Source organism: Neiella holothuriorum (assembly GCF_019457915.1).
Taxonomy (GTDB): domain Bacteria; phylum Pseudomonadota; class Gammaproteobacteria; order Enterobacterales; family Neiellaceae; genus Neiella; species Neiella holothuriorum.
On record NZ_JAHZSS010000018.1, the window covers coordinates 73394 to 96964 of the forward strand.

A 23571-nucleotide genomic window follows, 5' to 3' on the forward strand; every position below is an offset into this window, starting at 1 on the left:
GCTGGCTTTTTAATCATTTTTTGCGGATTAATCGAACATTCGTTGTTGGTGACTTGTGGTTTAGGCAAAAAAAGCCCGGCACATTGGCCGGGCGAATACATACAAAGGTCGATGACATGTTCCAAGTACACATCATGTCCGGCCCGCTCGTGGGCCAAACTCGGTTGTGCTCGCGACTTTTGGTTAGTTCACACTAAGTCTTTATTTACCGCGAACGTAAAATTTGATTGTTCGTCTTTATTCAGCGGCCTCTAATTATTTAAGCATTGTAATCTTGCCTATCATGCTGAACGATTAGGCTTGTTGCTGCTTTCTGTCACTTGCGCTGGCCTTTGCAAATAAACTAATCCTTGAGGGCAACACCATTATTCATTGTGACTAACTGTCACTTATTTCAATCCCACTCAGGTTTTTTACTTTTGCTGGTGAAATCGTTTTCATGCTAAAGGAGAGGCGCTCCCTACAAACTCAATTGTCGGTGCAAGTACTTGGATCTGTCAATGTTCATGACTGTTTATTAATGTGAGCTGGTTTGCATTTCTGTTTTAATTTAAAAATAATTAATATTTATCAGTTGGTTGCAGTTTGCCTTGTTGGTTTGTTAACTTCTGCTAGGGAAAATTAAATGCCAGCAATGGTAAGCCTTAATTTTTCGTTTGATTGTTAAATGACCGTTTTATTTGAGCGTGCGGTCATGTTTTTCTGGCTTCTGATGATAATTTTGTTGAAAACGATTTCAGTGTCGTCTAATGTGAAAAAAATGATAACGAAGAATGTAATTTCTGATGATGACGCCAGATCACTTTAAAACAGCCTTACTAGAAGAAATGCGGGTTTGCATCCTGCCATTTTGGATGTACAAGGCCAGTGATCAGCAGCATGGCGGCTATTGGGGATCCATCAAAAATAACGGTTTTGTTGATAAGCAAGCCGATAAAGGTGGCATTCTGCACGCTCGCTTATTGTGGGCATTTAGTAAGGCATATCAGACGTTTGGCCACCAAAGCTATGCCGACCATGCCAGCCGTACTTGGTGGTTCATGCGCAACCAGCTAACGGATGAAACCAACTTAGAGCTTTATTGGAGTAGCTTGCAGGGTAAGCATTTTGCTAACCACGAAGATTGGCTAATCACCCAAGCTTACTATCTATTTGCGTTATCAGCTTTTGGGCATATTGATCCGGCGGCTAAGTCACACTGCCAAGTCGTTTTTAAGCATTTATTACCGGCTATTCATGAAAGTTCTTCACAACCTGGCGATGTCGCTGAGCTTTGGCGAGGTTATTTACACTTACTCGAAGCATTAGATAGCTATTTGCAGCTTTATCCTGCAGATACGCAAGCTAATGTGGCAATGACACACTTGTTGGAACGTGCTGCCGGGCTGTTAGATGAATTAACCGCGGAAGATATTGAACAGTTGAACTGGGGGCGGGTTGGTGCAACATCCTGGTTACTGCAAGAGTTTGCAGAGCGTTATGCCAGCGATGATCTACGGCCCGTGCTGGTGAACTTGAGCCAAGAATTACAAGGCCGCGTGCAACAGCAGATGATCATGACGCCGGCTCAGGGCATTGCGTTGAACCTAGCTGATGAAAATCGCTATGGCTGGGTTCAGGCAGAAGCATTAGCGAGCGCTTGGTTTGACTGGCAAGCAGCGCCATGTGAAAAAAAGTGGCAAGGCCTAATAGGGCATTGGCAGTTTATTTTTCAACACATTAGCGATCGTCAATATGGCGAGTGGAAACTGCAAGCGGACGGAGAAACTGCCCCCAACCTTAGCGATTCATCAAATTTAGAAAAAGTAGGCTTTTGGAAGTGTCCGTATCATAACTTTCGAGCCTGCTTAACCGTGTACAACGCGCTTTCGAAATCAAATAAACAAGAGCAATAACAATGCAAATCACCCTAATCGACATCAGTATTATCGTCGCTTACCTCGCGTCAACCATTGTCATCGGATTGATGCTAAAGCGGCGCGCGTCGAAAAACTTAGACAGCTACTTCATGGGCGGAAAGAGCTTACCTTGGTACATGCTCGGCCTGTCAAACGCATCTGGAATGTTCGATATTTCCGGCACCATGTGGTTGGTTACACTCTGCGTGATTTATGGCATGAAGAGCATTTGGGTACCTTGGTTATGGCCTGTATTTAACCAAGTGTTTTTAATGGTCTATTTAAGCATTTGGTTGCGCCGCTCCAATGTGTTGACGGGTGCAGAGTGGATTAGAACTCGCTTCGGCGAGGATACCGGCGGCAAGATGTCGCACATGGTCGTGGTGCTCTTTGCCGTGATCAGCGTGCTTGGTTTTCTCGCATATGGATTTGTCGGTGTCGGCAAGTTCATGGAAATTTTCATTCCGTGGGAAGTCGTTAGCCAATATGTTCCGTTTGAAGTGGCGCCACAATATGTACCGCACTTATACGGCATATTCTTCACGGCCATTGCCACTTTCTACGTCATGCTTGGCGGCATGATGAGTATTGTGTTTGCTGATGTATTGCAGTTCACCATCATGACCGTTGCGGCAATTAGCATCGGTGTCATTGCGATGATGAATGTGTCGCCAGAAGCATTGGCCGCAGTAACTCCTGAAGGGTGGGCCAACCCATTCTTTGGCTGGACATTGGAGCTGGATTGGTCGGCGACTATCGCCGAAATCAATGACAAAATCCTAAGCGATGGTTACTCCTTGTTTGCCATCTTCGTCATGATGATGTTGTTCAAGGGCGTGTTGATCAGTGCGGCCGGCCCTGCGCCAAACTTTGATATGCAAAAGATTTTGGCAACACGCTCGCCAAAAGAAGCGGCCCTTATGAGTGGATTTGTATCGGTCGTGCTGATGCCAATTCGTTACTTCATGATCGCTGGCTTCGCCATTCTTGCCATCGTTTATTACGAACGCTTGGACTTACAGCGGAATGGCTTAATTGATTTTGAGAATATCTTGCCAAGTGCCATGTTGGAATTTGCGCCGGTCGGTATTCTTGGCCTGTTGCTCGCTGGCTTGCTGGCAGCCTTTATGTCGACGTTTGCCTCTACGGTTAACGCTGCGCCTGCGTACTTAGTCAATGACATTTATAAGCGTTATATCAACCCTGATGCTTCCAACAAAACGCTGATCCGAGCGAGCTACATTGTGTCGGTTTCGGTGGTTGCCATCAGCACTTTGATTGGCCTTTATGTGCAGAGCATCAACAGCGTACTGCAATGGATTGTGTCGGGTTTATGGGGCGGTTACGTGGTGTCCAATGTACTCAAGTGGTACTGGTGGCGACTCAATGGCCAAGGTTATTTCTGGGGCATGATGTCGGGCATTATTTGTGCCTTGTCATTCCCGGTGATCTTCGATGGTGTGTTCCCGCAAATCGCCTCTGATATTCTGCCACTGTATTTATTCCCGCTGTTGTTGTTGGTGTCGGGTATTGCTTGTGTTGTCGCCAGCCTCTACACCGAGCAGGAAGATCCTGAGCTACTTAAAAAATTCTATAAAAACGTCAACCCATGGGGCTTTTGGGGCCCAATCAGAAAGGCTGTTGAAGCAGAGAACCCTGACTTCAACGCCAACCCTAACTTCAAGCGAGATATGTCGAATGTATGCGTCGGCATCATTCTGCAATCTTGTCTTGTGGCATTACCCATTTACATCGTGATTCAGGAATGGCAATCGACATCGGTCACCCTATTGGTGTTGGTTGTTTCCGTCCTGATCTTGAAGAAAAACTGGTACAACAAATTAGAAGACTAACTATGACTTCATCATCTTATGGCTATTTCGACGATGCCAACAAAGAATACGTCGTCACCACTCCGTTTACCCCACTGCCGTGGATTAACTACCTCGGTAATAACGGTTTCTTTGGACTGATTTCTAATACGTCCGGAGGGTACAGTTTCTACCGTGATGCGAAATTCCGTCGTATCACCCGGTATCGTTATAACAACGTGCCAATGGACTCTGGCGGTCGCTATTTCTACATCAATGATGGCGGTACCGTATGGAATCCGGGCGGGCGTCCGGTTCGAACTGAGCTCGATCATTACGAGTGCCGTCATGGCATGGGCTACAGCAAGTTCATCGGCCGTAAGAATGCCGTAGAAGTAGAGCAAACAACCTTTATCCCACTGGAAGATACGTGCGAGATCCATCGCGTCAAGGTGACGAACCAAGGCGATTCAGCAAAGACCCTAAAACTATTTTCATCACTGGAATGGTGTTTGTGGAATGCTGAAGATGATGGCGCGAATTTCCAACGGAATTTTTCAACCGGTGAAGTTGAAGTGGTGGACAGTACCATCTACCACAAAACCGAATACCGCGAACGCCGCAATCATTATTCATTCTTTTCCGTGAATGCGCCATTAGCTGGCTTTGATACGGATCGTCAGCATTTTGTTGGCGTTTATAACGATTATTCGTGCCCTAAAGCGGTTATGGATAGCGCCTGTACTAACTCTGAAGCCCACGGTTGGTCGCCTGTTGCTGCGCATCAATTAGATGTTGAATTGGCGCCGGGCGAGAGCAAAACCTTTGTGTTTGTGATGGGCTATGTCGAAGTTGATGCAGATAACAAGTGGCAAGCTCCGGGCATTATCAACAAAGCCCCTGCGGCTGACATGCAGGCTAAATACGACACTGAAGCGAAAGCAACAGCAGCATTGAAAACGTTGACTGACTATTGGGACAACTTGCTGTCTCGCTTCACCGTTAAATCGGGTGATGATCGCCTCAATCGTGCGCTCAATATCTGGAATCAATACCAGAACATGGTGACCTTTAATATGTCACGCAGCGCTTCATACTTTGAATCAGGTATTGGCCGCGGCATGGGATTTCGTGATTCAAACCAAGATACCATTGGCTTTGCTCACATGGTGCCATCAGCTGTTCGCGAACGAATTGTTGATTTGGCCGCAACCCAGCAATCTGATGGCTCCGCTTATCACCAATACCAGCCATTGACGAAGAAAGGTAACGCCGATGTTGGTGGCAACTTCAATGATGACCCAATGTGGTTGGTGTTAGCTGTTGCGAACTACGTTAAAGAATCCGGTGATACCGATTTCCTTCATTTTGTAGTGCCATTTGAAGACACGCCAGAAGTGCCGAGTACCATTTACCATCACTTAAAAGCGTCGTTCTATCACGTGGTCAACAACCTTGGTCCACACCAGTTGCCATTAATTGGTCGAGCTGACTGGAATGATTGTTTGAACCTCAACTGTTTCTCAACTGAGCCAAACGAGTCCTACCAAACCACTCAACGTGGCGACAGCAAAGTGGCTGAGTCGCTGATGATTGCTGGCCAATTTGTACTTTATGGCAATGAATTCGTTGAGATTGCCAAATTGTTGGGAATGGATGTGGATGCCAGTGAGGCGCAGCCACATATCGATGCCATGGTCGCGTCGGTGAAACAACATGGCTGGGACGGAGAGTGGTTCTTGCGTGCCTACGACTCGCAAAGCAAGCCTATCGGTAGCCAGCAAAACGATGAAGGTAAAATCTTCATTGAATCGCAAGGCTTCTGCACCATGGCTGGCATTGGCTTTGATGATGGAAAGGCCGAGCAGGCGTTAGATTCGGTAGAGAAGCACTTGGCCTGTGAATACGGGGTGATGCTGCAACAACCTGCGTACTCTGATTACAATCCACTCTATGGTGAAATCACGTCGTACCCACCAGGTTACAAAGAAAATGCAGGCATTTTCTGTCACAACAACCCTTGGATCGTCGTGGCCGAAGCCATGTTAGGTCGAGCTGATAAGGCGCTGAGTTACTACACTCGGATCACGCCATCGTTCATTGAACACTTAACTGAGCGCCATAAAACTGAGCCTTATGTGTATTCGCAAATGATTTCTGGTCAAGATGCTTATATTCAAGGCGAAGCTAAGAACTCTTGGTTAACGGGCACGGCGGCTTGGAACTATTATGCTGCGACCCAGTATATTTTGGGGATCAGACCGGAATACAACGGACTGCGAATCGAACCTTGTTTGGATAAAAGCCTTGGTGATGTTCAAATCGTCCGTCATTTCCGAGATGCGGTCTATCACATTACCATTAATCAAGGCGATGGCACTGGCAAAGGGATCGCCAGTATGACGATTGACGGTAAGCCAGTTGCTGGCGATTTGGTGGAATATGCCGACTATGCAGGCGAACATCAGATCGAAGTGGTGCTGAACTAACTGTTAATGGCGTGAAATTCGTCTACAAAAAAAGGCCCTGCGGGGCCTTTTTTAATGTTGCTTAAATGAACGAGAAGCTGGCTCGATGTTACTTAGGCGCAGGTCCGGTACTTTCTCGCACAATGAGTTTATGAGCGACAAAAGTCTTTTCCGGTGGCGACTCGTCACCTTGCAGTCGAGCAATTAATTTTTCGGCACAAATACGGCCAATCTCTTCAACAGGCTGAGCGACGGTGGTGAGTGCAGGGCGCACATAGGTTGAATATAAAATGTCATCAAAGCCAAGCACCGACATGTCTTCCGGTACGCGGTAGTCGTTTGATTTCAAAACGTTAATTGCGCCGATAGCCATATCGTCGTTAAAGCAGAAAATGGCCGTCGGGCGGGTTTTCAAACGTAGTAAGCGCTCGGTGCCTTCAACGCCTGAATCAATCTGGTAATCACCTTCAATGACTAACTTGTCATCCAATTCAATACCAGCATCGAGCAGCGCTTGTTGATAGCCTTGCATCCGGCTTTGCGCACTTTGGGTATTGAGCGGGCCGGTAATGGCTGCAATTCGGGTATGCCCTAAATCGAGTAAGTGCTGTACCGCATCACGGCCAGCTTGGACATTGTCGAGCATCACTTTGTCGATGCCATCAAAATCCAATTCTTCGTTCGAGTTGACCATGGTCGGGATCTGCTCGGCAATGGGTTTCTCAGGATCGAAATCGAATGGATTGCGACCCGAGAAGTACAGCATGCCATCGGCTTGCCCTGCTTCAACTAAGTCGACGTATTGCTTTTCTCGCTCGGGGCTACTTTGAGTATCACCCAACAGAACGGCATAACCGAGGTTGCTGGCCGCTTCTTCAATTGCGCGAATTAACCCGGCATTAAATGGGTTGGTGATATCAGGAATAATCGCCATGATATTGCCTGTGCGCTGGGTACGCAGGTTCATTCCCATGCGATTTGGCTTGTAGCCAGAGGCCGCAACGGCATCAAGCACGCGCTGACGAGTCGTTTCTTGTACCAAATCTGGCGTTCTGAGTGTTCTGGAAACCGTTGCTAAGGAGACATTGGCAATCCGTGCTATGTCCTTAATGCCGACTTTGGCCATGAAAACCCTCTGAAAATATATTTATTATGAAAATGTAATCACGACCACCATAGTGAGGTCATGTCTATATCGCAACTAGCCTTGTTAATATATATGATCTGAAATCGTTTTCACAGTTTCGGCGGCGTTGTCGCCAACAATTGAAAATTTTCAAAACATTCAGATCGTTGCAAAAGCGCCGTTGAATAGGCGAAATTAGCGGGGTTGGACCGAGTCGCGTACTACCAGAGATGGCTTGTAGGCCATTTCCGGTTGAGCGGGTATGTCGATTTGGTAACAGGTTCGCAATAAATGGCGGGTTGCCGCAATCGCCATCGCGCCAGCGGGAAAATCCATCGTGGTTAGCGCTGGGAAGGTGTATCGGGCAAAGTGAAGATCATCAAAGCCCATAATGGAAACCTGCTCGGGTACGGCAATATTGTGTTCGCGGCAGTACGCGAGGGCACCAAATGCCATTTCATCATTACCGCAAAAGATGGCTGAAAGTTGCGCAGAGGCTAGCTCTGACATGCCCTCGTAGCCACCAGTTTCAGTGAAGTCACCTTCAACAAACCAATCGGGCTCGGCCGTTAAGCCATGTTGGGCAAGCGCTGCCTCAAAACCACTGCGGCGATCGCGTGCATCTTGCTTGGCTAGCGGGCCACTAATATAGCCAATGCGTTGATGACCGTTGGCGATTAGGTGAGCTGTTGCCGTTTGGCTGCCGCCAACATTGTCGAGTGTCACGCACTGAGCATCGAAGCCTGCTAAGGTGCGATTAATCAGCACCACATTCGCTTGACGTTTGGCGAGTTGCTGGAGGTAACCATCATCAATGGCTTCAACCATTAGTATCAGGGCATCACAGCGACATTGCAGCAAAAATTCAATGGCTTCTTGTTCTTGCGCTGGATCACAGTGGCCGCTAGCGCCAATGAGTTGAATCTTGTGTTGGCGAAATAAGGCTTCAGCTTCGCCGAGTAAACGCGCATGAATCGGTGAGCACATTTCTGGCACCACCATACCAACAATGCCTGAACGTCCTGATGCCATAGCGCGAGCCAAGGTATTGGGTCGATAGCCTAGTGCTTCAACTGCGGCCATGACTTTGACTCGTGTTTTCTCCACCACTAACTCTGAGCCGTTAAGAACCCGAGAAACGGTGGCCGGCGACACGCCAGCATGCTTTGATACGTCTTTGATGGTTGCCATAATGATCCGCGCTTTCCTTAAGCGGTCAATTATCCACTAGTTTTCAGTTAAATGCGATGGTTTCAAAGGGGCTAATCAGCTCGGACAATATTGTGTAAGGTGCCAAAGCAGCTGGCTTTGGCAACGTCAATAAATGATTGAATATAGCTTTCTGTAGCAGGCGTTCTGATGGCTGCGTAGAGCGTGCTCCAAAGCGCAGGTTCAAACGGTAACGAACGTAGAGGAGCTTTGTGTTCATATTCAGCAATCACCCATTCAGGCAACGAAGCAACACCGCGGCCACTTAGCACCAGTTGTACCATCATGAGGGTTAATTCCGTTTGCCGCACTTGTCGTGGGGCGAGTCCTGCCGGGATAAGCAAGTCTCGATAGATGGTCAGCCGTTTAGCATCCACGGGGTAAGTGATTAACGTTGTATCGAGCAGATCATGGGCTTTGATGTGGGATAGCTTGGTGAGCGGATTGTCAGGCGCCACCACTAATCGATTTTGATAGCGAAATAATGGCACATAGGCGAGCTCTGGTTGCTCGATCGGATCGGAGGTGATCACTAAATCTAGTTCGCCATCGGCGAGAGCTTGCAGCGCGTCGAAATGAAAGCCACTGGCAAAATCGACTTCGACATCAGGCCAAAGTTGACGGTATTCATCTAATGCTGGAAACAGCCACTGGAAGCAACTGTGGCATTCAATCGCCATATGTAACCGGCCGCCGTCGCCTTGACTCCAGCGTTTTAGCTGGGCTTCAGTTTGCAATAGTAACGGCATGATCTGATCAGCTAACCGTAACAATGCGTCACCGGCTTGGGTCAATTGTAAGGGCTTGCTTTTTCGAACAAAAACCGACTGGCTGAGTCGGTGTTCTAGCTCTTTTAACTGGTGGGATAACGCTGACTGCGTGGTATGCAGCAGATCCGCTGCCGCTGCGACAGAGCCTGCTTGCTTTAACGCTTGCACCGTCTTCAAGTGCTTCAACTCAATCATCCTTGCCGCCTTACATGTGAAAAATTCAAGATAAACGTGAAAACTATGAGATTGATTCATGTACGGGTGAAAGTCAAACTTTAGCCATCTAAACGGCCACTTTCAATTGGGGTGACACATGGCACTTTCACATAACTTAGGTTTTCCTCGAGTTGGCGCTAAGCGCGAACTTAAACGCGCGCTGGAAGCATATTGGCGTGGCGAACAGTCAAAACAAACATTAGAGCAAACCGGCAGTCAATTGCGTCAATTGCAGTGGCAGTGGCAGCAGCAAGCAGGGCTAGACTTGGTGCCTGTAGGCGATTTTGCTTGGTACGATCATATTGCCCAACTTTCTCAAACGTTTGGTGTGGTGCCGTCGCGACATCAGCACCACGACGATCAACTGACGCAGCTTTTTGCAATGGCGCGCGGTGCGAGTGCTTGTTGTGGCGGTAATGCAGATGCGCTGGAAATGACCAAATGGTTCGATACCAACTATCACTACTTGGTACCAGAGCTTGATCAACAGCAGGTATTTCAACTGGCTGAATCGCCTTTGTTGGCGCAAGTCGATGAAGCTCAGTCGCAAGGGGTGCCGGTAAAGCCGGTGCTGGTCGGGCCGATTAGCTTTTTGTGGTTAAGCAAATGCGCTAACAACGAATTCGATAAACTAACCTTGTTGCCCGCCTTGCTTAAGGTGTATCAGCAATTACTCACACAGCTAGCGCAACGTGGTTGTGATTGGATTCAAATTGATGAGCCGGTGCTATCGCTCGACTTACCCTCCGAGTGGTTAGCTGCGCTTGTGAGCAGCTACCAAGCATTAACAGAGCATTATGCTGGCCGCATCTTACTCGCCAATTATTTTGGCAAAGTTGCCGATAAACTTGAGTGGCTTGGCCAAACTCAGGTTGCAGGGTTGCATATCGACGCCGTACGCGGTGCTGATGAATTACGCGCAGTGGCTATTGGCTGGCCGGCAGAGCGGGTGTTGTCAGTGGGTATCATTGATGGCCGCAATGTTTGGCGAGCGGATTTAAGCCGATTATTAGCTCAATTGAAGCCGCTTCATGAGCAACGAGGCGACAACCTTTGGTTGGCGCCATCGTGCTCATTGTTGCACGTACCAGTTGATTGCGATGTGGAAACCTCGCTGGATGACGAATTGCGTGGCTGGCTGGCCTTTGCACGCCAAAAATTGAGTGAAGTGGCGGCATTGACGCGTGCATTGAATGGCTGTCAATCGTTCACCGATCGCGCTTTATTTACCGACTCGGATCAAGTTCAGCATCAGCGCAGTGTGTCTAGTCGAGTGATCGATTTATCCGTACGCCAACGCACCCATTCAGTGTTGCCAGAGCACTTGCAGCGTCGCAGCCAGTTTAGCGCCCGCCAAGCGCAACAAGCCGATAGTTTAGGGCTGCCAACATTACCCACAACGACCATTGGTTCGTTTCCGCAAACGGCGTCTATCCGCAAGCAGCGCGCAGCTTTTAAGGCCGGAGAGTTGTCACAGCATGATTATGATCTGTTCATTGAATCTGAGATCACCGATGTTGTCCGTCGTCAGCAGGCATTGGATTTAGATGTATTGGTGCACGGCGAACCAGAGCGCAATGACATGGTGGAGTATTTTGGCGAACAGCTAAAAGGCGTCGCTGTCACTCAATTCGGCTGGGTACAAAGTTACGGTTCGCGCTGTGTGAAACCGCCGTTGATTTACGGCGATGTTTCTCGACCGGATGCCATGACCGTGCGTTGGAGTTCGTATGCCCAGTCACTGACCGACAAGCCGGTAAAAGGCATGTTGACTGGCCCGGTAACGCTGCTGAACTGGAGCTTTGTGCGCAGTGACATTGCTCGTTCAGATGTCGCGCAGCAGTTGGCGTTAGCCGTGCGGGATGAAGTGAGTGACCTAGAGCATGCCGGAATTCAGATCATTCAGATCGATGAGCCGGCGCTACGAGAAGGGCTACCGTTAACCAACGCCGATCGCGATGCGTATTTGCAATGGGCGGTTGATGCGTTTTGCTTAAGTGCTAACGGCGTTGCCGATACGACGCAGATCCACACCCACATGTGTTATTGCGAGTTCGATGATGTGATTGAGGCTATTGCCAAGCTGGATGCCGATGTAATTTCAATTGAAGCATCACGTTCGAGCATGACGCTGTTGGATAGTTTTACTGAATTTAAATACCCCAATGCCATTGGCTTAGGCTTGTATGACATTCATTCGCCCAATGTGCCTGATGTGGAGACCATGGCTGACCATTTAAATACGGCCAAGCAAACCTTCCCACTGGAGCAAATTTGGGTGAACCCAGACTGTGGTTTAAAAACTCGAGACTGGCCTGAAACCGAGGCGGCATTGGCCAATATGGTGGCGGCAGCAAAAGCAGTGCGACAACCGCTCGCCACAAGGTAAAACAAAACGCGCCGCTAGTTAGCGGCGCGTTTTGTTTGGCAATGTCATCGAAAGGACAAAATTATTTGGGAAGCATCTCACCGCGCCCGTGCAAGCGGCATTGCTCAATGGCATTACTCAGCAACTCTAATGCGGTTTTGTCACATGGAGGCAATGTGGCATCGCAGGTGTTAATTGGCGTAACACGCTGGCCCCATTTGATATAACCCGCACCCCACGTCAAACCTGCGCCAAAGGCTGCGCTCATGATGTTATCCCCAGCTTTAATACGGCCTGCTTCCATGGCTTCACACAGAGCAATGGGGATTGTTGCTGCCGATGTATTACCGTAGTTCTGAATGTTAATGAGGACTTGCTCTTCGCTGGCACCTAGGCGCTTGGCCAATGATTCTATGATCCGTAAATTGGCTTGGTGCGGAAGTACAAAATCGACATCGGCTGGGTCTAATCCGGCGGCAGCCATCACCTGATTAACCGCGGCACCCATACCAGTCACGGCACGTTTGAAGATCTCTGGGCCGACAAAATTCAAATCGTAAATACCGGCAGGTTGGGCAAAACGATCCGCAGCGGAGCCGTAATCGGAAATATATAAAATTTCGCGCGCTTCGGTATCACTCCCCAGCGTTGACGCTAATAAGCCCGCTTGATTTTCGCTAGCGGATACCACCACAGCACCGGCGCCATCGCCAAATAACACACAGCTATCGCGTTTGGACCAATCTAGATAATGGGTCAATCGTTCGGCGCCAATGACCAATACATTCTTGTTCATACCCGCGCGTACCAGCCCGGTGGCAACATGCAAGCTGTATAAGAAGCCGGTGCAGGCGGCGTTAATATCTAACACCGCGGGTTTGGCCATGGCTAAGTTTTGCGCCACTTTGGCTGCTGCCGATGGGATCAATGTATCGGGGCTGGCGGTTGCCAAGATCACCATGTCGATGTCGTTGGCTTCTAGCCCTGCCGCCGCTAGTGCGTGCTGGGCAGCAATGGTTGCTAAATCGCTCGTATCGACGTGGGCAATACGTCGCTGTTGAATGCCGGTGCGCGAGCGGATCCAAGCGTCGGAGGTATCGAGAAATGTGCTCAGATCATCGTTGGTCAAAACCGCTGGTGGTAGACATTTACCCCAGCCAGTTATTTCTGCGTACGTCATGCAATATCGCCTCAGCAATGAGCCTTAGGTTATTGTTACTGCGTGTCATTAGGCCATGTTCAGCAACCTGCTTCAATAGTTAGCTCGGTTGATTGTGACTCACAATGGCGCCGGCGTGAGCCGTACCGAGAAAACCAAACATTCGCTCGCGCAAATGCCATTGGTGCGCTATCGACGCTGCTGAAAACGCTCTCTATTGTGTTGTTTGGCAATGGCACTTTTGGTGATGAGTACATACACAGCGCCGAGCCCGCCATCAGCTTTCTGGCAGGAATGAAACGCCATGACTTGGGGAAGCTGGCGGAGCCACTGATTGACACAGCTTTTGAGCTTCGCCGGCGGATTTCCCTTTAACCCCATACCATGCACGATGATGGCTGAACGGGCCTGTTGCGCTTGGCATTTGTTAATGAATGTCAGCACGGCTTGGCGTGCTTCTGCCACGGTATGGCCGTGTAGATCTAACTTCATGTCGCTTGGGTAGTGACCTAAACGAAGCTTTTTCAGCACGCCATGCTGAACGCCTGGGCGTTGGAATTCCAACATATCGAGCGGATCAACAAGCTCAATGGCCTGCTCATCACTTAGCGGGTTGTCGTCTTTTGCTTGGCTAGCCGTGGCGGATTGCTGTCGAGCCAAGGCTTGTTGGCGTGCCATTTGGCGGTGCTTATCGGGGATTGTATCCGCATTGGCGAGCGGTTTTACACCCTCGATAAAATTGGCAAATTGTTCGTCATCATGCATGGGGTGTTTTCCTGCATTGTTAGTAAAAAAGAGCCGACTCAGTGAGTCGTTGGTGATTCAATGGGGGCTGCTACCCTTGTTTTTGCCGCAACGTGCAACTGCTTTGAAATACGAAAGCCGGCTTGCTCCAAGTAGTCGAGCACGCTGTCATTGGCATGAATATGCATGTCGCCAACCACCACCATATAGGTTTTGTCGGCATTCAGTTTTACCAATTGATCGCGCCATTTGACGTTACGATCGCGGTTCATGCGATGCAAAAACTCAGCCTGATCTTGGCGGGCATCATACTCTTGATACAGTCGATTAAGGGTGTTTGGATCACCATGGCGCCATGCGGACTCCAATGCCAATAACCATTGTTGGGCGAACGGTAGTTCGTTGACGAAATCTTGATACATCACTTCGGGGCCGACTTCATCCATCGACGCTAGTATCGAAAATTGTAAATCGAGTGTTTCCAAACCACGTATTGGCATACCCGCGCGCTCGGCGCGCTGCGCAAAATGTTGATCGATGCCTTGTTCGGCAACCAGCCCCATTTGCTTAATCGTGGCCATGGTCAGCTGAATCAGTACCGCCCAGTCGCGCATAAAGATCAGTTGGTGCGCAGGCAGGCGGGCATCGGTCATGACTTTTTCGACATGTTGGTAAAGCTCTGCAGACATGCGCTGTGGTAGCGGTTTTGGTTTCGCCAGCACACCATATTTAAGCATGGCTTGCTGGAGCAACTCTGGAGTCATTTGATTCGGCGCTAGCTCTAGCAAGAGTTCGTCACTATTAGAAAATGCCTGCTGAATGTGATCGGCTAGCGGGTAAAAATTATCACGGCCCGCATGAATACTGCCCAATAAGTAGATTTGCAGAGCGCCTTTTTCGGCCAAATACAAAGCAGGTGCGGCACCGGAAGCCGAAGCTCGGCCAATGCCCGTCACAAGAGCGATGATCAGAACAACAGAGCGAAAATGATTCAGGCGGGAAAACAGCAACATGAGGCAGGCCAGCAATAAAAGTAGAGGATTAGCTTAGCTGACCAATGGCTTTGGTTTCAATGGCTGGATTTACGCTAGCTTCAGCTTTCGTTCATGGCGCGAGCGGAGTATCCTTCCGGTGACCAAAAAACATAGGACATAATCATGACGACTTCATTTGAACAAGCGGCCAAGGTTTTGCTGTCAAACCGCAACGCGAGCGCCAATGCGCCTCGCTTGGCAGAAGAAATACGCCCCTCTTCCATTGATGAGTCGCTGGCTATTCATCAGGCGATGTTGGCTGTAAAAGGCCCTGCTGGTGGCTGGAAATGCCTACGCCCTTTGGCTGATGGCAACATTAATGCCGCACCTATTTTTGCTGATACGGTGCAGTCGGGAGACGTCGTGACGTTATTTGCCGACAATGGCCTTGCTCGTATTGAACCTGAAATTGCCTTTGTACTGGCGCAAGACTTACCGGCAAAAGCTGAAGGTTACAGTGATGACGAAATTGATGCTGCCATTGGCTCATGCCATATGGCATTGGAGCTAATGCAGTTCCGTTTTGCCGAAGATAGTGATGCGGAGTACTTTGAGCGGTTGGCTGACGGCATGGTGAATCAGGGATTATTCATTGGCCCACAAATTGATAAAGCCGCGGCATATTTGGCCGCCGAAGTTAGCATTGATGTTCGCCAAGGCGACACCGTACAGCACTTCGATGGTAAGCACCCCAACACGTTGCCACAAAATCCCTTGTACTGGTTTATTAATTTTATGACCAAACGGGGTCAGAGCTTTACTGCCGGAGAAGCGATGATCACTGGCTCGTATTGCGGCATTGTTGATGTGGCGTTTGATTGCCCAACACGGATTCAATATGCCGGTTTAGGCGAATACCAAGTGAGTTTTAAAGCGTTAAGCTAAATTACACAGCGCACAGGAAAGCCCAACACATTGAAGTGTGTTGGGCTTTTTTTATGGCCTTTATTTGTTTCTTGTTTCGGTTGCGATTGGGGCGTTAGCCCAAGTAGGTCAGTGGCTTCGCCTGTTGCTGAAACAATTTGTTGCAACTGACATGGATATTTTATGAGGGTGTCTGAAATATTCGACCGCGCAGCCATGTCTTGTTCAAGGTGAGCTTGCTTTGACGCAGGCGTTATTTCCGAATTAAAGAAGGACTGTGAACCGTGAAAAAATTTCTCTTATCTGTCATTGCTCTTTGCTGCTTAAGCTTCGGCACGCAAGCAGCAGAACGAATTTCCGAAGCCAAATTTAATCAGTTGCTCGCCGATAACCAAGCCGTGTTGGTCGATATTAAGGCCGACTGGTGTCCAACCTGTGCCAAACAAGCCAAAATCTTAAAGGCTTATTTTGCGGATAACCCAGCGTCGAAAATCACCCTACTAGAAGTTGATTTTGATAAACAAAAGAAATGGGTCAAATATTTCAAAGCGCCTCGCCAATCCACCTTGTTACTGTTTAAAGGCAAAGAAGTTCTGTGGTTTAGTGTGGCGGAAACTCGTCGCGATGTGATTTTCCAAGAGCTGGCAAAAGCAGAGGCGCTGTAATGGAGGTAACGGCCATTCCGTTGGCGTTTTTCGCCGGCCTGTTGAGTTTGTTGTCACCGTGTGTGTTGCCGATGATTCCCGCGGTAACCGCCTCTTCAATGCAAGCCTCTAAAATCGGGGTCATTGCATTGGCGTTAGGGATCAGTGTGGCTTTTGCGTTAGCCGGTACGGTGCTGACGTTTGCTTTACTGAGTTTTGGTTTGTCGACTGAATTGCTACGCCATTTTTCAGTCGGTTTGATGTTAGTCATGGGCACTGTGCTGTTAATTCCTGCGCTTAACCAGCGTTTGTCCTATTGGTTATCGTTGTTGGTTGGGCGCTTTGGGCAAACCCAAATTACTGGCTCGGGCTCTGGTGCCCAGTTTGTGATTGGTGCTTCGTTGGGCTTGGTATGGTTGCCTTGTGTTGGACCAACGCTGGGTACCGCCATTGCGTTGGCTTCCACTGGTGACAGTCTGGTTATGGCGTTCTTAGTGATGCTGTCATTTGGTATTGGTACGGCCATTCCATTGGTACTGATAGGGTACTTTTCAGGGCTTAAAGTGAATCGTCTTAAAGGCGCTTCAAGCTGGGGTAAAAACTTGCTTGGGGTTACTTTAATCTTATTGGCGGTGGTTATTTTGACTGACTTTGATCGTCACCTAGAAATGTTGGCGATAGAAATTTTGCCCGACTGGATCACCTCCATTTAACCTGTGGCAGTGGCGCAGTAGCGCCGCTGCTATCGTCTGGCTCGGCAAATCCCCTTTTCTATCCAATATTTGCTACAATGCACGCCAATTTTTCCAAGCTCAGTGCGGATCCCTAAGTAGCGATTCGTACCTAACTCGTAACGTATTCATTTTATGTCTGATTTAGCATTCCTAGAGGAAGTGTCGAAGCGCCGAACCTTCGCCATTATCTCGCACCCTGATGCCGCCCAGCCTTTCAACGCTTAAAACCACCTTTCATTGCACACCACAATCACATCTCTACGTACTGAATTTAAAGGCTTTTTGTCTTTTTCTCGTTTCTTTGCTTTTCAATGATGTTCAAGCGTAACCTCGGAAAGTGTGTACAAACTTGAGTACAAATTCCGTTTTAGAGGCCTTTGGCGAAAATTCCATGACACAAATCTGGCTGTAGGCCTTGTGGTTACTGGGTTTGATGAAGAAAGTGCCTTCTGCTTTTGGTACTTTGGTTTCGACATTACAAAAGCGGAATAAATGCGATCATCTCTAGTTTTATGTTTGTAAGCTTATGAATTTAAAGGGTTCGTCATTGTGGTTTTTGATGTGTCATCGTTGCGAGTGTACAAACAGTGTGTACAAATTTTTCTCGTTAGGCATGTTGATTGCTATTCATGACACAAACCGCCTTGTAGCCCTTGTTATTCATAGGTTTGAGCTGAAAAGTACCTAATAGCAACATTTGTGTTTTGATAAGGCTGATCTTCTGAACAAATCATGCATCTTTCTGACCATCAACTAGTGATGAATCAGGCGATGATAGCTTTACATTGATTTTCAGGAGAATGCAGATGACAGCAGTAGCGCACCAGGCAACCCCTTTTCTAACATCTTACGAAGTGATGGCTCGTTACCACATTAGCTATACGACGCTCTGGCGAAGAATAAAAGATGGCAGCTTGCCGCAACCTCGCATCAACCGAAATACACGAAACAAGCTGTGGCACATTGAAGACTTGGAGGAGTATGAGAAGAAAGAGGACTGAGCCTCTTTCTTTTATTTTATTGTCCGAAACGCCAGTTGAATGAAAAGCCTGTCGGCTCGATGATGGTCTCTAGCTGTTGATACCAAACGTCGTAAGCATGACGCATTTCATCCAGGTACTGATATTGGTTGTAGATAGCATCCAACCCTTTTTTGCTGTGGCCAATCATCAACTCGGCAACTTCTTGCGTGGTGATGGCTGACATTCGCGTTCGCATCGTTCTGCGAAGATCATGCATAGACCAATGTTCCATCTCAACACTAAGCGATCTGCGAGCCCAGATTTTCACATTGTTAGGAATAGTGGTATCAAAGCCATTTGTGGCAAGCTCTTCTTGTCCGTTCGCGGGAAACAAGTAAGTTGATTTGCTCATCTGCATCGCTAGTTCAATCAGCTCAATAGCTGGCTTAATCAATGGCCGCATGATCGGCGCTCCAATTTTCTCACCTTGTTTGCGGATCTCTATGGGCACTGTCCACATTGCAGATTGCAAGTCAAAGTGATGCTTTTCAGCTTGAATGAGTTCGCCCTTGCGCCCTCCCAATAAGAGAAGCAGTTTTATGTAGATGCGATTCTTCTCAGTGATTTTTGACTCATGCAAATAGCGCCAAAGTATCCTGATCTCGTTGTCATTTAGCACCCGAGTTCGTTTGCCTTTCTTACCGCCGACCTTCTTTGCAGTGATCCCAGCGGCAGCGTTAATTTCCAAAATCTGTTCATCTATCAGCCAGTCATAAAACTTATGCAGCACAGACACTAGACGTTCTGTGTTTGACGGAGACGCTTCCGAAACCTCACGAAGACAGTTTCTTAAGGACAATTCATTGATGTCAGTTAATGGGTACTTACCAAGTCGGGGCAGCAAATATATTTCACTGCTGCGTTTTTGGTAGTGCCACGTTTTCTCCTTTAGCCCTTGCTTACCGGCAGAGTCTATCCAGTCTCGAAAAATCGATTCGAAGCTTTGATTGGCAGAATACTTGGCCCGTTCTTGCTGTAGGTAGAGCTTGGGGTTTCGGCCTTGATCAAGTACTGCCCTTAACCTATCTAGCTCATTCCTGGCTTCAGCAAGCTTCATAAGTGGGTAAGTACCTATGTCTACCCGTTGTTGCTTGCCATCGAAACGATAACGAAACTGAAAAACAATTTTGCCCTTGGGTGATACCCGAGCACTTAGCCCATCTCGGTCGGCTTTTACTACGGTTTCTTTTGCTTCTTTATTTAACCTGGCATCGAGCCAGCTAACTGATAACGCCATGTTATAAGCCCAGCCCTAGTTTTGATTTTAATGATTGTTTACGTGATTCTGCTTTGGGTTCTGGCGCTGTACTCATAGAAGTCACTTCACCATCTGGTGCATGGCCATCCACCGGTGCAGATGTCGTGGATAGATTGGGTTGGCTCATGTGAATTAACCCAAAGGTGGCCAGCATCCGCAGACGCTCAGCGCGTTCCCGTGGCGGCGTCTTTTCCAATTCTTTGAGTAGTTCAGGGTGGCTCCCTGGGGGAATGTTGACGACAACTCTCATAATCAGGCCCCATAAAACCAGAAGCCTCGGACGTTCGCCAAAACAGACTGTTCCGGCACGATGATCTTGCTTCGTGAAAAAATCTCCTTGGCCGCTTCCTTATAAGCCAAGGCTCCACCTCCGGCGATCAATACCAAGTCCGCATTGATGCTTTCGTCGCGCATAGATTGGCGCATGGCTGTAAGAGCAACAGGCGCTACCTTTTTCATTGCAGCATTCAGATAAGGTGAAATATCGACTTTTTCTCCAAATAGCAGCACCTGCAAGTCGCCGGTTCTCATGGCTTTTTCAAGTCGATCCATACCCACTTTGGCACCATGATCTTCCGAAATCAGCTTATCAATGGTTTCCAGTAGCACGGACATTGCCTGAAGACTGGTTCCTGATGAGCTGTAGCGAATTTCTCCGGCCTCAAGGGCAACCCAGTCAACAGAAAAAAAGCCTGGATCTATGACGACGACGCGACCTTCTTCAATCAAGCCCAAATCTCCACCTGTTTGAACCAGATCCATATAGGCACCGGCAGGCTGCGGCAGCACTTTGACGTCATGAACGGTGATGCTGCGCTTAGGCGTTACTTGATGAATACCTTTTAAACGCTTCACAAGGTCTGACTTACGTTGTGGTTCATGAAACTGGGAAACCGGTAATCCAGTGACAACCAAATCGATGGATTCTGTTTCAGCCATTAACAAGGCGGCATGAAAAAGCGCCTTATAGGTTTTTGTGGTGGGATATTCTGGGTGAAGCTCCCGTTCCCAACCTTGAAGGCGTCCAGCAGGCACACCAGCGGCCCAACGCTCATTCTCGACAGACACATACAAACAAGTTTCATCATCGCCTCCACCGATACGCTCCGGCATACGATCCGCAGGACCGGCCCCCGCAGGCAGAATAATAGTTTTCGGTTCACTGCCTGATTGGCCAATTGCCAGCTTCAGGTTCGAGTAACCGATATCTACGCCTAGTACAAACATACTTATCTCCTGTGCACTCAAAGTGCTCTAACGGTTTTCAACTAACCGCTCAGGTCACGCTTGGGCATTTCCAAGTGCTCTGGCGGTTCACTCAAATGTCATTATCAGGATTCGGTGCACTGGCGGTGGGCAGAAAGGTGACAAATCCTTTCATCTATCTGCCTATTGCATTTTCGCAAAAGTATGAGAATAGGCTCTGTTTGGCGGCGGATGACTAAGCCAAAAAAATCGAGACGCCAAACGTCGTTTGCCTTCTGGCCTGAACTCGCCAAACGGTTTGTATCTTCATGACGATACGTCTTTTCAGGCGTTTTTAAGTGAAATCGGGCTGCATCCCTTGTCAGGTATGGGATTGCGCGAGTTGATTTATATCGAGACGCCAAACAGCGATTGTTACGGCAGTTTTACGTTTGGCGTTTCGATCCAAAAGCCAAACGGATAGTGGTTTTGGCTTTTGGGGTTAATTGGATGGGGAAATTGGTTTGGTAGAAATCGTCAATGAACAATGGAAAGCAGAGATATCAGATTTACTTCAGCAAGAAACGGACAGGCTAAAAGCGCTGGCACGAGCTGAAGTTGATGACTTTTGGGTTACCCATTACAAGGTTCGTGAAAATGAGCCATTTAAAGATTGGGGGCTGCTTGGTGTCCGTATCAGAGACTTTAAGTATGGCTTTGGCATTGAGTGGTACATCAACAGCTTTCACGGTCAACGAGGCAAGCGCGTAGTCTTTAGTAAAGGACTGCGTATCTCAAAGACGAAGCTGAGATACTCATTTTTGGACTGCCAAGGTTTGGCCAAAGAATGGGAGTTAGCGCTGGCCATGGAGAAAGAGGAATTTTTCAGTGATATTCGACGCCAGGTTGATAAGCTCAACATGCTGCGTCGCAGAGTGAATGCCTACTGAATTCTCGGCGCTACTTCACTCGCGGCAACTGGTCCCAGCGTGTTGTATAAGCGGGAGATAAATGCTCTCGCTTCATCGACCAATCTTTCTTCGTACCTTGTCCAGCAAAGAAAACCTTTCCGGCACCACTTTGGTTAATGGTGTCCAATACAGACATTAACTGTTGGCTATTAGAGCGGATCGATACGTCATCGAATAGTCCTGGCTGAAACATGCCAGGATCGTAAAAGTCAGACAGCATGACGCCCGCTTTGGCATAACGAAAACCATCCTTCCATATCCGCTTGAGTAAGTGATTGGCCAGCTCGATAAAATCCCGCGTGTCGCAACTGGGGATTAGCAATTCACCCGATGCAGAGTTGCTGTACTGCGGCTCGTTGTCCTTAAAGGGGCTGGTACGTATGAACACGGTCAGCACTTTGGCTTGCTGCTGTTCTTTGCGAAGTTTCTCAGTGGCGCGGGTTGCGTATTCGCATACGGCTTCACTTAAAAATTCAAAGTGCGTCACTTTTACGCCAAATGAACGGCTACAGACGATTTGCTTCTTAGTTGGCGGGATCTCTTCAAGTTCAATGCACGACTCACCATTGAGCTCTCTGACGGTTCTTTCTAAAACCTCTGAAAACTGGTCTCTGATGGCTCTAGGAGAGGCATTGGCGAGATCTAAGGCTGTGGTGATACCCAACGCATTTAAACGCTTAGAAAGCCGTCTACCAACGCCCCAAACATCATCAACCGGGACTAATGCGAGCAATCGACGTTGCCGATCTGGATTGGTCAGGTCTACAACCCCCTGAGTAGCTGGATATTTTTTGGCGGCATGGTTAGCCAGTTTGGCGAGTGTTTTAGTCGGTGCAATGCCTACACAGACGGTGATCCCAATCCAGTGGCCTATGCGCTCTCGCACTTGTTGTCCGAACTCGACAAGAGATATGGCAGACTCAATACCGGTTAAATCCAAAAACGCTTCGTCAATAGAGTAAACCTCTACTCGTGGTGCCATCTCCTCCAAAGTGCGCATCACTCGACTGCTTAAATCTGCATACAGCGCGTACAGTTGGCTAAGAATTCCCGCTAAAAATAGACGAGTAAGTGAGCAACCATTCTGCCGCATGGGTTGCTGGCGTCTAACACCAGAAAAATCACCCAGCCCAACCCGCTGTCTATTTTTTAAGGTGGGCATTCATCTACATGTCTAATTTTTTACCAATTTGATCGCTAAGATGTACTAATTTGATTACCGAGGGAGACTGACGGACTAATTACTTAGGGGCTTAATCGTACAATCTCCACTCGACACCACACAACTCACTTCTGGACATTTCTGAGTTGCATTTTAGCTAATTTAGAAAAACATGAATTAGATAAAGTATGGAAATTTCAAATCAATATGAGGCGGACATGAAGAAATTGAAAAAAGTAGCTTAACTGGGTTGGTCAATTTTGGTTGACCACGTCATGTTCCGGTGAGTACGCAAGTCATTGGCGCTAACGAATATGAAGGTCACTTTGCTTTTGACTTACTCTATAACAACTCTTCAGATATACAGCCTAATACCTTATCGACCGATACGCATGGTACCAATAATGTTAACTTCGCTATATTAGATTTCTTTGGTTACACATTCGCCCCTCGATACGCGAAAATGAAAAAGGTGTTTTTTGAGCTATTTGAAGTGACTGAAGAGAACGGAGGCCGTATTCAATTAAAGAAAGATATTAATCATAAGCTAATTGCTGAAGAATGGGACAATATTCAGCATATTGTTTGTTCATTGAGTCGTAAAACCACCACTCAAAGCACAATCATTAGAAAGTTGAGTAACGGCAAGAGCCGAAGATTGTCAGCATTGCATGAGTACGACCGTTTAATTAAATCTATTTATGTTTTGGAGTATGTTGATAATTCAACGTTGCGTCATTACGTCCAGCAAGCCTTGAACAGAGGTGAAGCATACCATCAGTTAAAACGTGCTATTACTTCAGTTAATGGCAATAAATTTCGTGGGGGGAATGATTACCAAGTATCACAATGGGGTTCTAGGGATTTTCCCCTCTAAAAAGACTTAATCCTCTGTAGACCACACCAATAAATGGCTGCGGAGGTGGGT

20 protein-coding genes are annotated in these 23571 nt (G+C 47.9%); 10 read left to right on the top strand and 10 right to left on the bottom strand.

The features are described 5' to 3' along the window. Positions 1-785: 785 nt before the first annotated feature. The 3 genes from K0504_RS13840 to K0504_RS13850 are packed head-to-tail and all read left to right on the top strand — an operon-like array spanning position 786 to position 6198. Positions 786-1895, top strand: a complete 1110-nt coding sequence (locus K0504_RS13840) for an AGE family epimerase/isomerase (protein WP_220104750.1) — start codon at positions 786-788, stop codon at positions 1893-1895. Between the two features lie 2 nt (positions 1896-1897). Further along, a complete protein-coding gene (locus K0504_RS13845; RefSeq protein ID WP_220104751.1) occupies positions 1898-3751 on the top strand; it encodes a sodium:solute symporter family protein in 1854 nt (617 codons plus the stop codon). A gap of 2 nt (positions 3752-3753) precedes the next feature. Continuing rightward, complete coding sequence (locus tag K0504_RS13850; RefSeq protein ID WP_220104752.1) at positions 3754-6198, top strand: GH36-type glycosyl hydrolase domain-containing protein; 2445 nt, start codon at positions 3754-3756, stop codon at positions 6196-6198. 88 nt (positions 6199-6286) lie between these two features. Here the strand turns inward: K0504_RS13850 and K0504_RS13855 are convergent, their stop codons facing one another. The 3 genes from K0504_RS13855 to K0504_RS13865 form a co-directional block, all read right to left on the bottom strand. Continuing rightward, a complete protein-coding gene (locus tag K0504_RS13855; RefSeq protein ID WP_220104753.1) occupies positions 6287-7303 on the bottom strand; it encodes a LacI family DNA-binding transcriptional regulator in 1017 nt (338 codons plus the stop codon). Positions 7304-7498: 195 nt separating this feature from the next. Beyond that, complete coding sequence (locus K0504_RS13860) at positions 7499-8494, bottom strand: LacI family DNA-binding transcriptional regulator (protein WP_220104754.1); 996 nt, start codon at positions 8492-8494, stop codon at positions 7499-7501. Between the two features lie 71 nt (positions 8495-8565). Further along, complete coding sequence (locus tag K0504_RS13865) at positions 8566-9477, bottom strand: LysR family transcriptional regulator (protein WP_220104755.1); 912 nt, start codon at positions 9475-9477, stop codon at positions 8566-8568. A gap of 118 nt (positions 9478-9595) precedes the next feature. Here K0504_RS13865 and metE point away from each other — a divergent pair, with 118 nt between their 5' ends. Beyond that, a complete protein-coding gene (metE, locus tag K0504_RS13870; protein WP_220104756.1) occupies positions 9596-11887 on the top strand; it encodes a 5-methyltetrahydropteroyltriglutamate--homocysteine S-methyltransferase in 2292 nt (763 codons plus the stop codon). Positions 11888-11948: 61 nt separating this feature from the next. Here the strand turns inward: metE and K0504_RS13875 are convergent, their stop codons facing one another. From K0504_RS13875 to K0504_RS13885, 3 genes are all read right to left on the bottom strand, one after another. Beyond that, a complete protein-coding gene (locus K0504_RS13875) occupies positions 11949-13046 on the bottom strand; it encodes a ketoacyl-ACP synthase III (RefSeq protein ID WP_220104757.1) in 1098 nt (365 codons plus the stop codon). Between the two features lie 168 nt (positions 13047-13214). Continuing rightward, positions 13215-13790: a DNA endonuclease SmrA gene (gene smrA, locus K0504_RS13880; protein ID WP_220104758.1), complete on the bottom strand. Its 576-nt coding sequence runs from the start codon at positions 13788-13790 to the stop codon at positions 13215-13217. 38 nt (positions 13791-13828) lie between these two features. Then, a complete protein-coding gene (locus K0504_RS13885) occupies positions 13829-14782 on the bottom strand; it encodes a TraB/GumN family protein (RefSeq protein WP_220104759.1) in 954 nt (317 codons plus the stop codon). A gap of 144 nt (positions 14783-14926) precedes the next feature. Between K0504_RS13885 and K0504_RS13890 the strand changes: the two genes are divergently transcribed. The 4 genes from K0504_RS13890 to K0504_RS13905 all read left to right on the top strand — a co-directional run bounded on the left by K0504_RS13890 (position 14927) and on the right by K0504_RS13905 (position 18046). After that, positions 14927-15688, top strand: a complete 762-nt coding sequence (locus tag K0504_RS13890) for a hydratase (RefSeq protein ID WP_220104760.1) — start codon at positions 14927-14929, stop codon at positions 15686-15688. Between the two features lie 263 nt (positions 15689-15951). After that, a complete protein-coding gene (locus K0504_RS13895) occupies positions 15952-16332 on the top strand; it encodes a thioredoxin family protein (protein ID WP_220104761.1) in 381 nt (126 codons plus the stop codon). Then, entirely contained in the window at positions 16332-17024 is a 693-nt protein-coding gene (locus K0504_RS13900) for a cytochrome c biogenesis CcdA family protein (protein ID WP_220104762.1), read from the top strand. The genes K0504_RS13895 and K0504_RS13900 overlap by 1 nt, the downstream gene beginning before the upstream one ends. An 827-nt stretch (positions 17025-17851) precedes the next feature. Next, positions 17852-18046 carry a helix-turn-helix transcriptional regulator gene (locus K0504_RS13905; protein ID WP_040523226.1) on the top strand — a complete coding sequence of 65 codons (195 nt, stop codon included), beginning with the start codon at positions 17852-17854 and terminating at the stop codon, positions 18044-18046. A 16-nt stretch (positions 18047-18062) separates the two neighbouring features. Here the strand turns inward: K0504_RS13905 and K0504_RS13910 are convergent, their stop codons facing one another. The 3 genes from K0504_RS13910 to K0504_RS13920 are packed head-to-tail and all read right to left on the bottom strand — an operon-like array spanning position 18063 to position 20552. Next, positions 18063-19304, bottom strand: coding sequence for a tyrosine-type recombinase/integrase (locus tag K0504_RS13910; RefSeq protein ID WP_008845652.1), 1242 nt, complete (start codon positions 19302-19304; stop codon positions 18063-18065). Between the two features lies 1 nt (position 19305). After that, positions 19306-19575, bottom strand: coding sequence for a hypothetical protein (locus K0504_RS13915; RefSeq protein WP_040523228.1), 270 nt, complete (start codon positions 19573-19575; stop codon positions 19306-19308). A 2-nt stretch (positions 19576-19577) separates the two neighbouring features. Continuing rightward, complete coding sequence (locus K0504_RS13920; RefSeq protein ID WP_008845654.1) at positions 19578-20552, bottom strand: ParM/StbA family protein; 975 nt, start codon at positions 20550-20552, stop codon at positions 19578-19580. Positions 20553-21034: 482 nt separating this feature from the next. Here K0504_RS13920 and mobI point away from each other — a divergent pair, with 482 nt between their 5' ends. Further along, on the top strand, positions 21035-21460 hold the full coding sequence (mobI, locus tag K0504_RS13925; RefSeq protein WP_008845657.1) for a conjugative transfer protein MobI(A/C): 426 nt from the start codon (positions 21035-21037) through the stop codon (positions 21458-21460). A 10-nt stretch (positions 21461-21470) separates the two neighbouring features. Here the strand turns inward: mobI and umuC are convergent, their stop codons facing one another. Then, positions 21471-22643, bottom strand: coding sequence for a translesion error-prone DNA polymerase V subunit UmuC (gene umuC, locus K0504_RS13930; RefSeq protein ID WP_404823010.1), 1173 nt, complete (start codon positions 22641-22643; stop codon positions 21471-21473). 283 nt (positions 22644-22926) lie between these two features. On the opposite strand from umuC, the gene K0504_RS13935 reads away from it, so the two are divergent. Further along, entirely contained in the window at positions 22927-23520 is a 594-nt protein-coding gene (locus tag K0504_RS13935; protein WP_000107352.1) for a Tn3 family transposase, read from the top strand. The last annotated feature ends 51 nt before the right edge of the window (positions 23521-23571 follow it).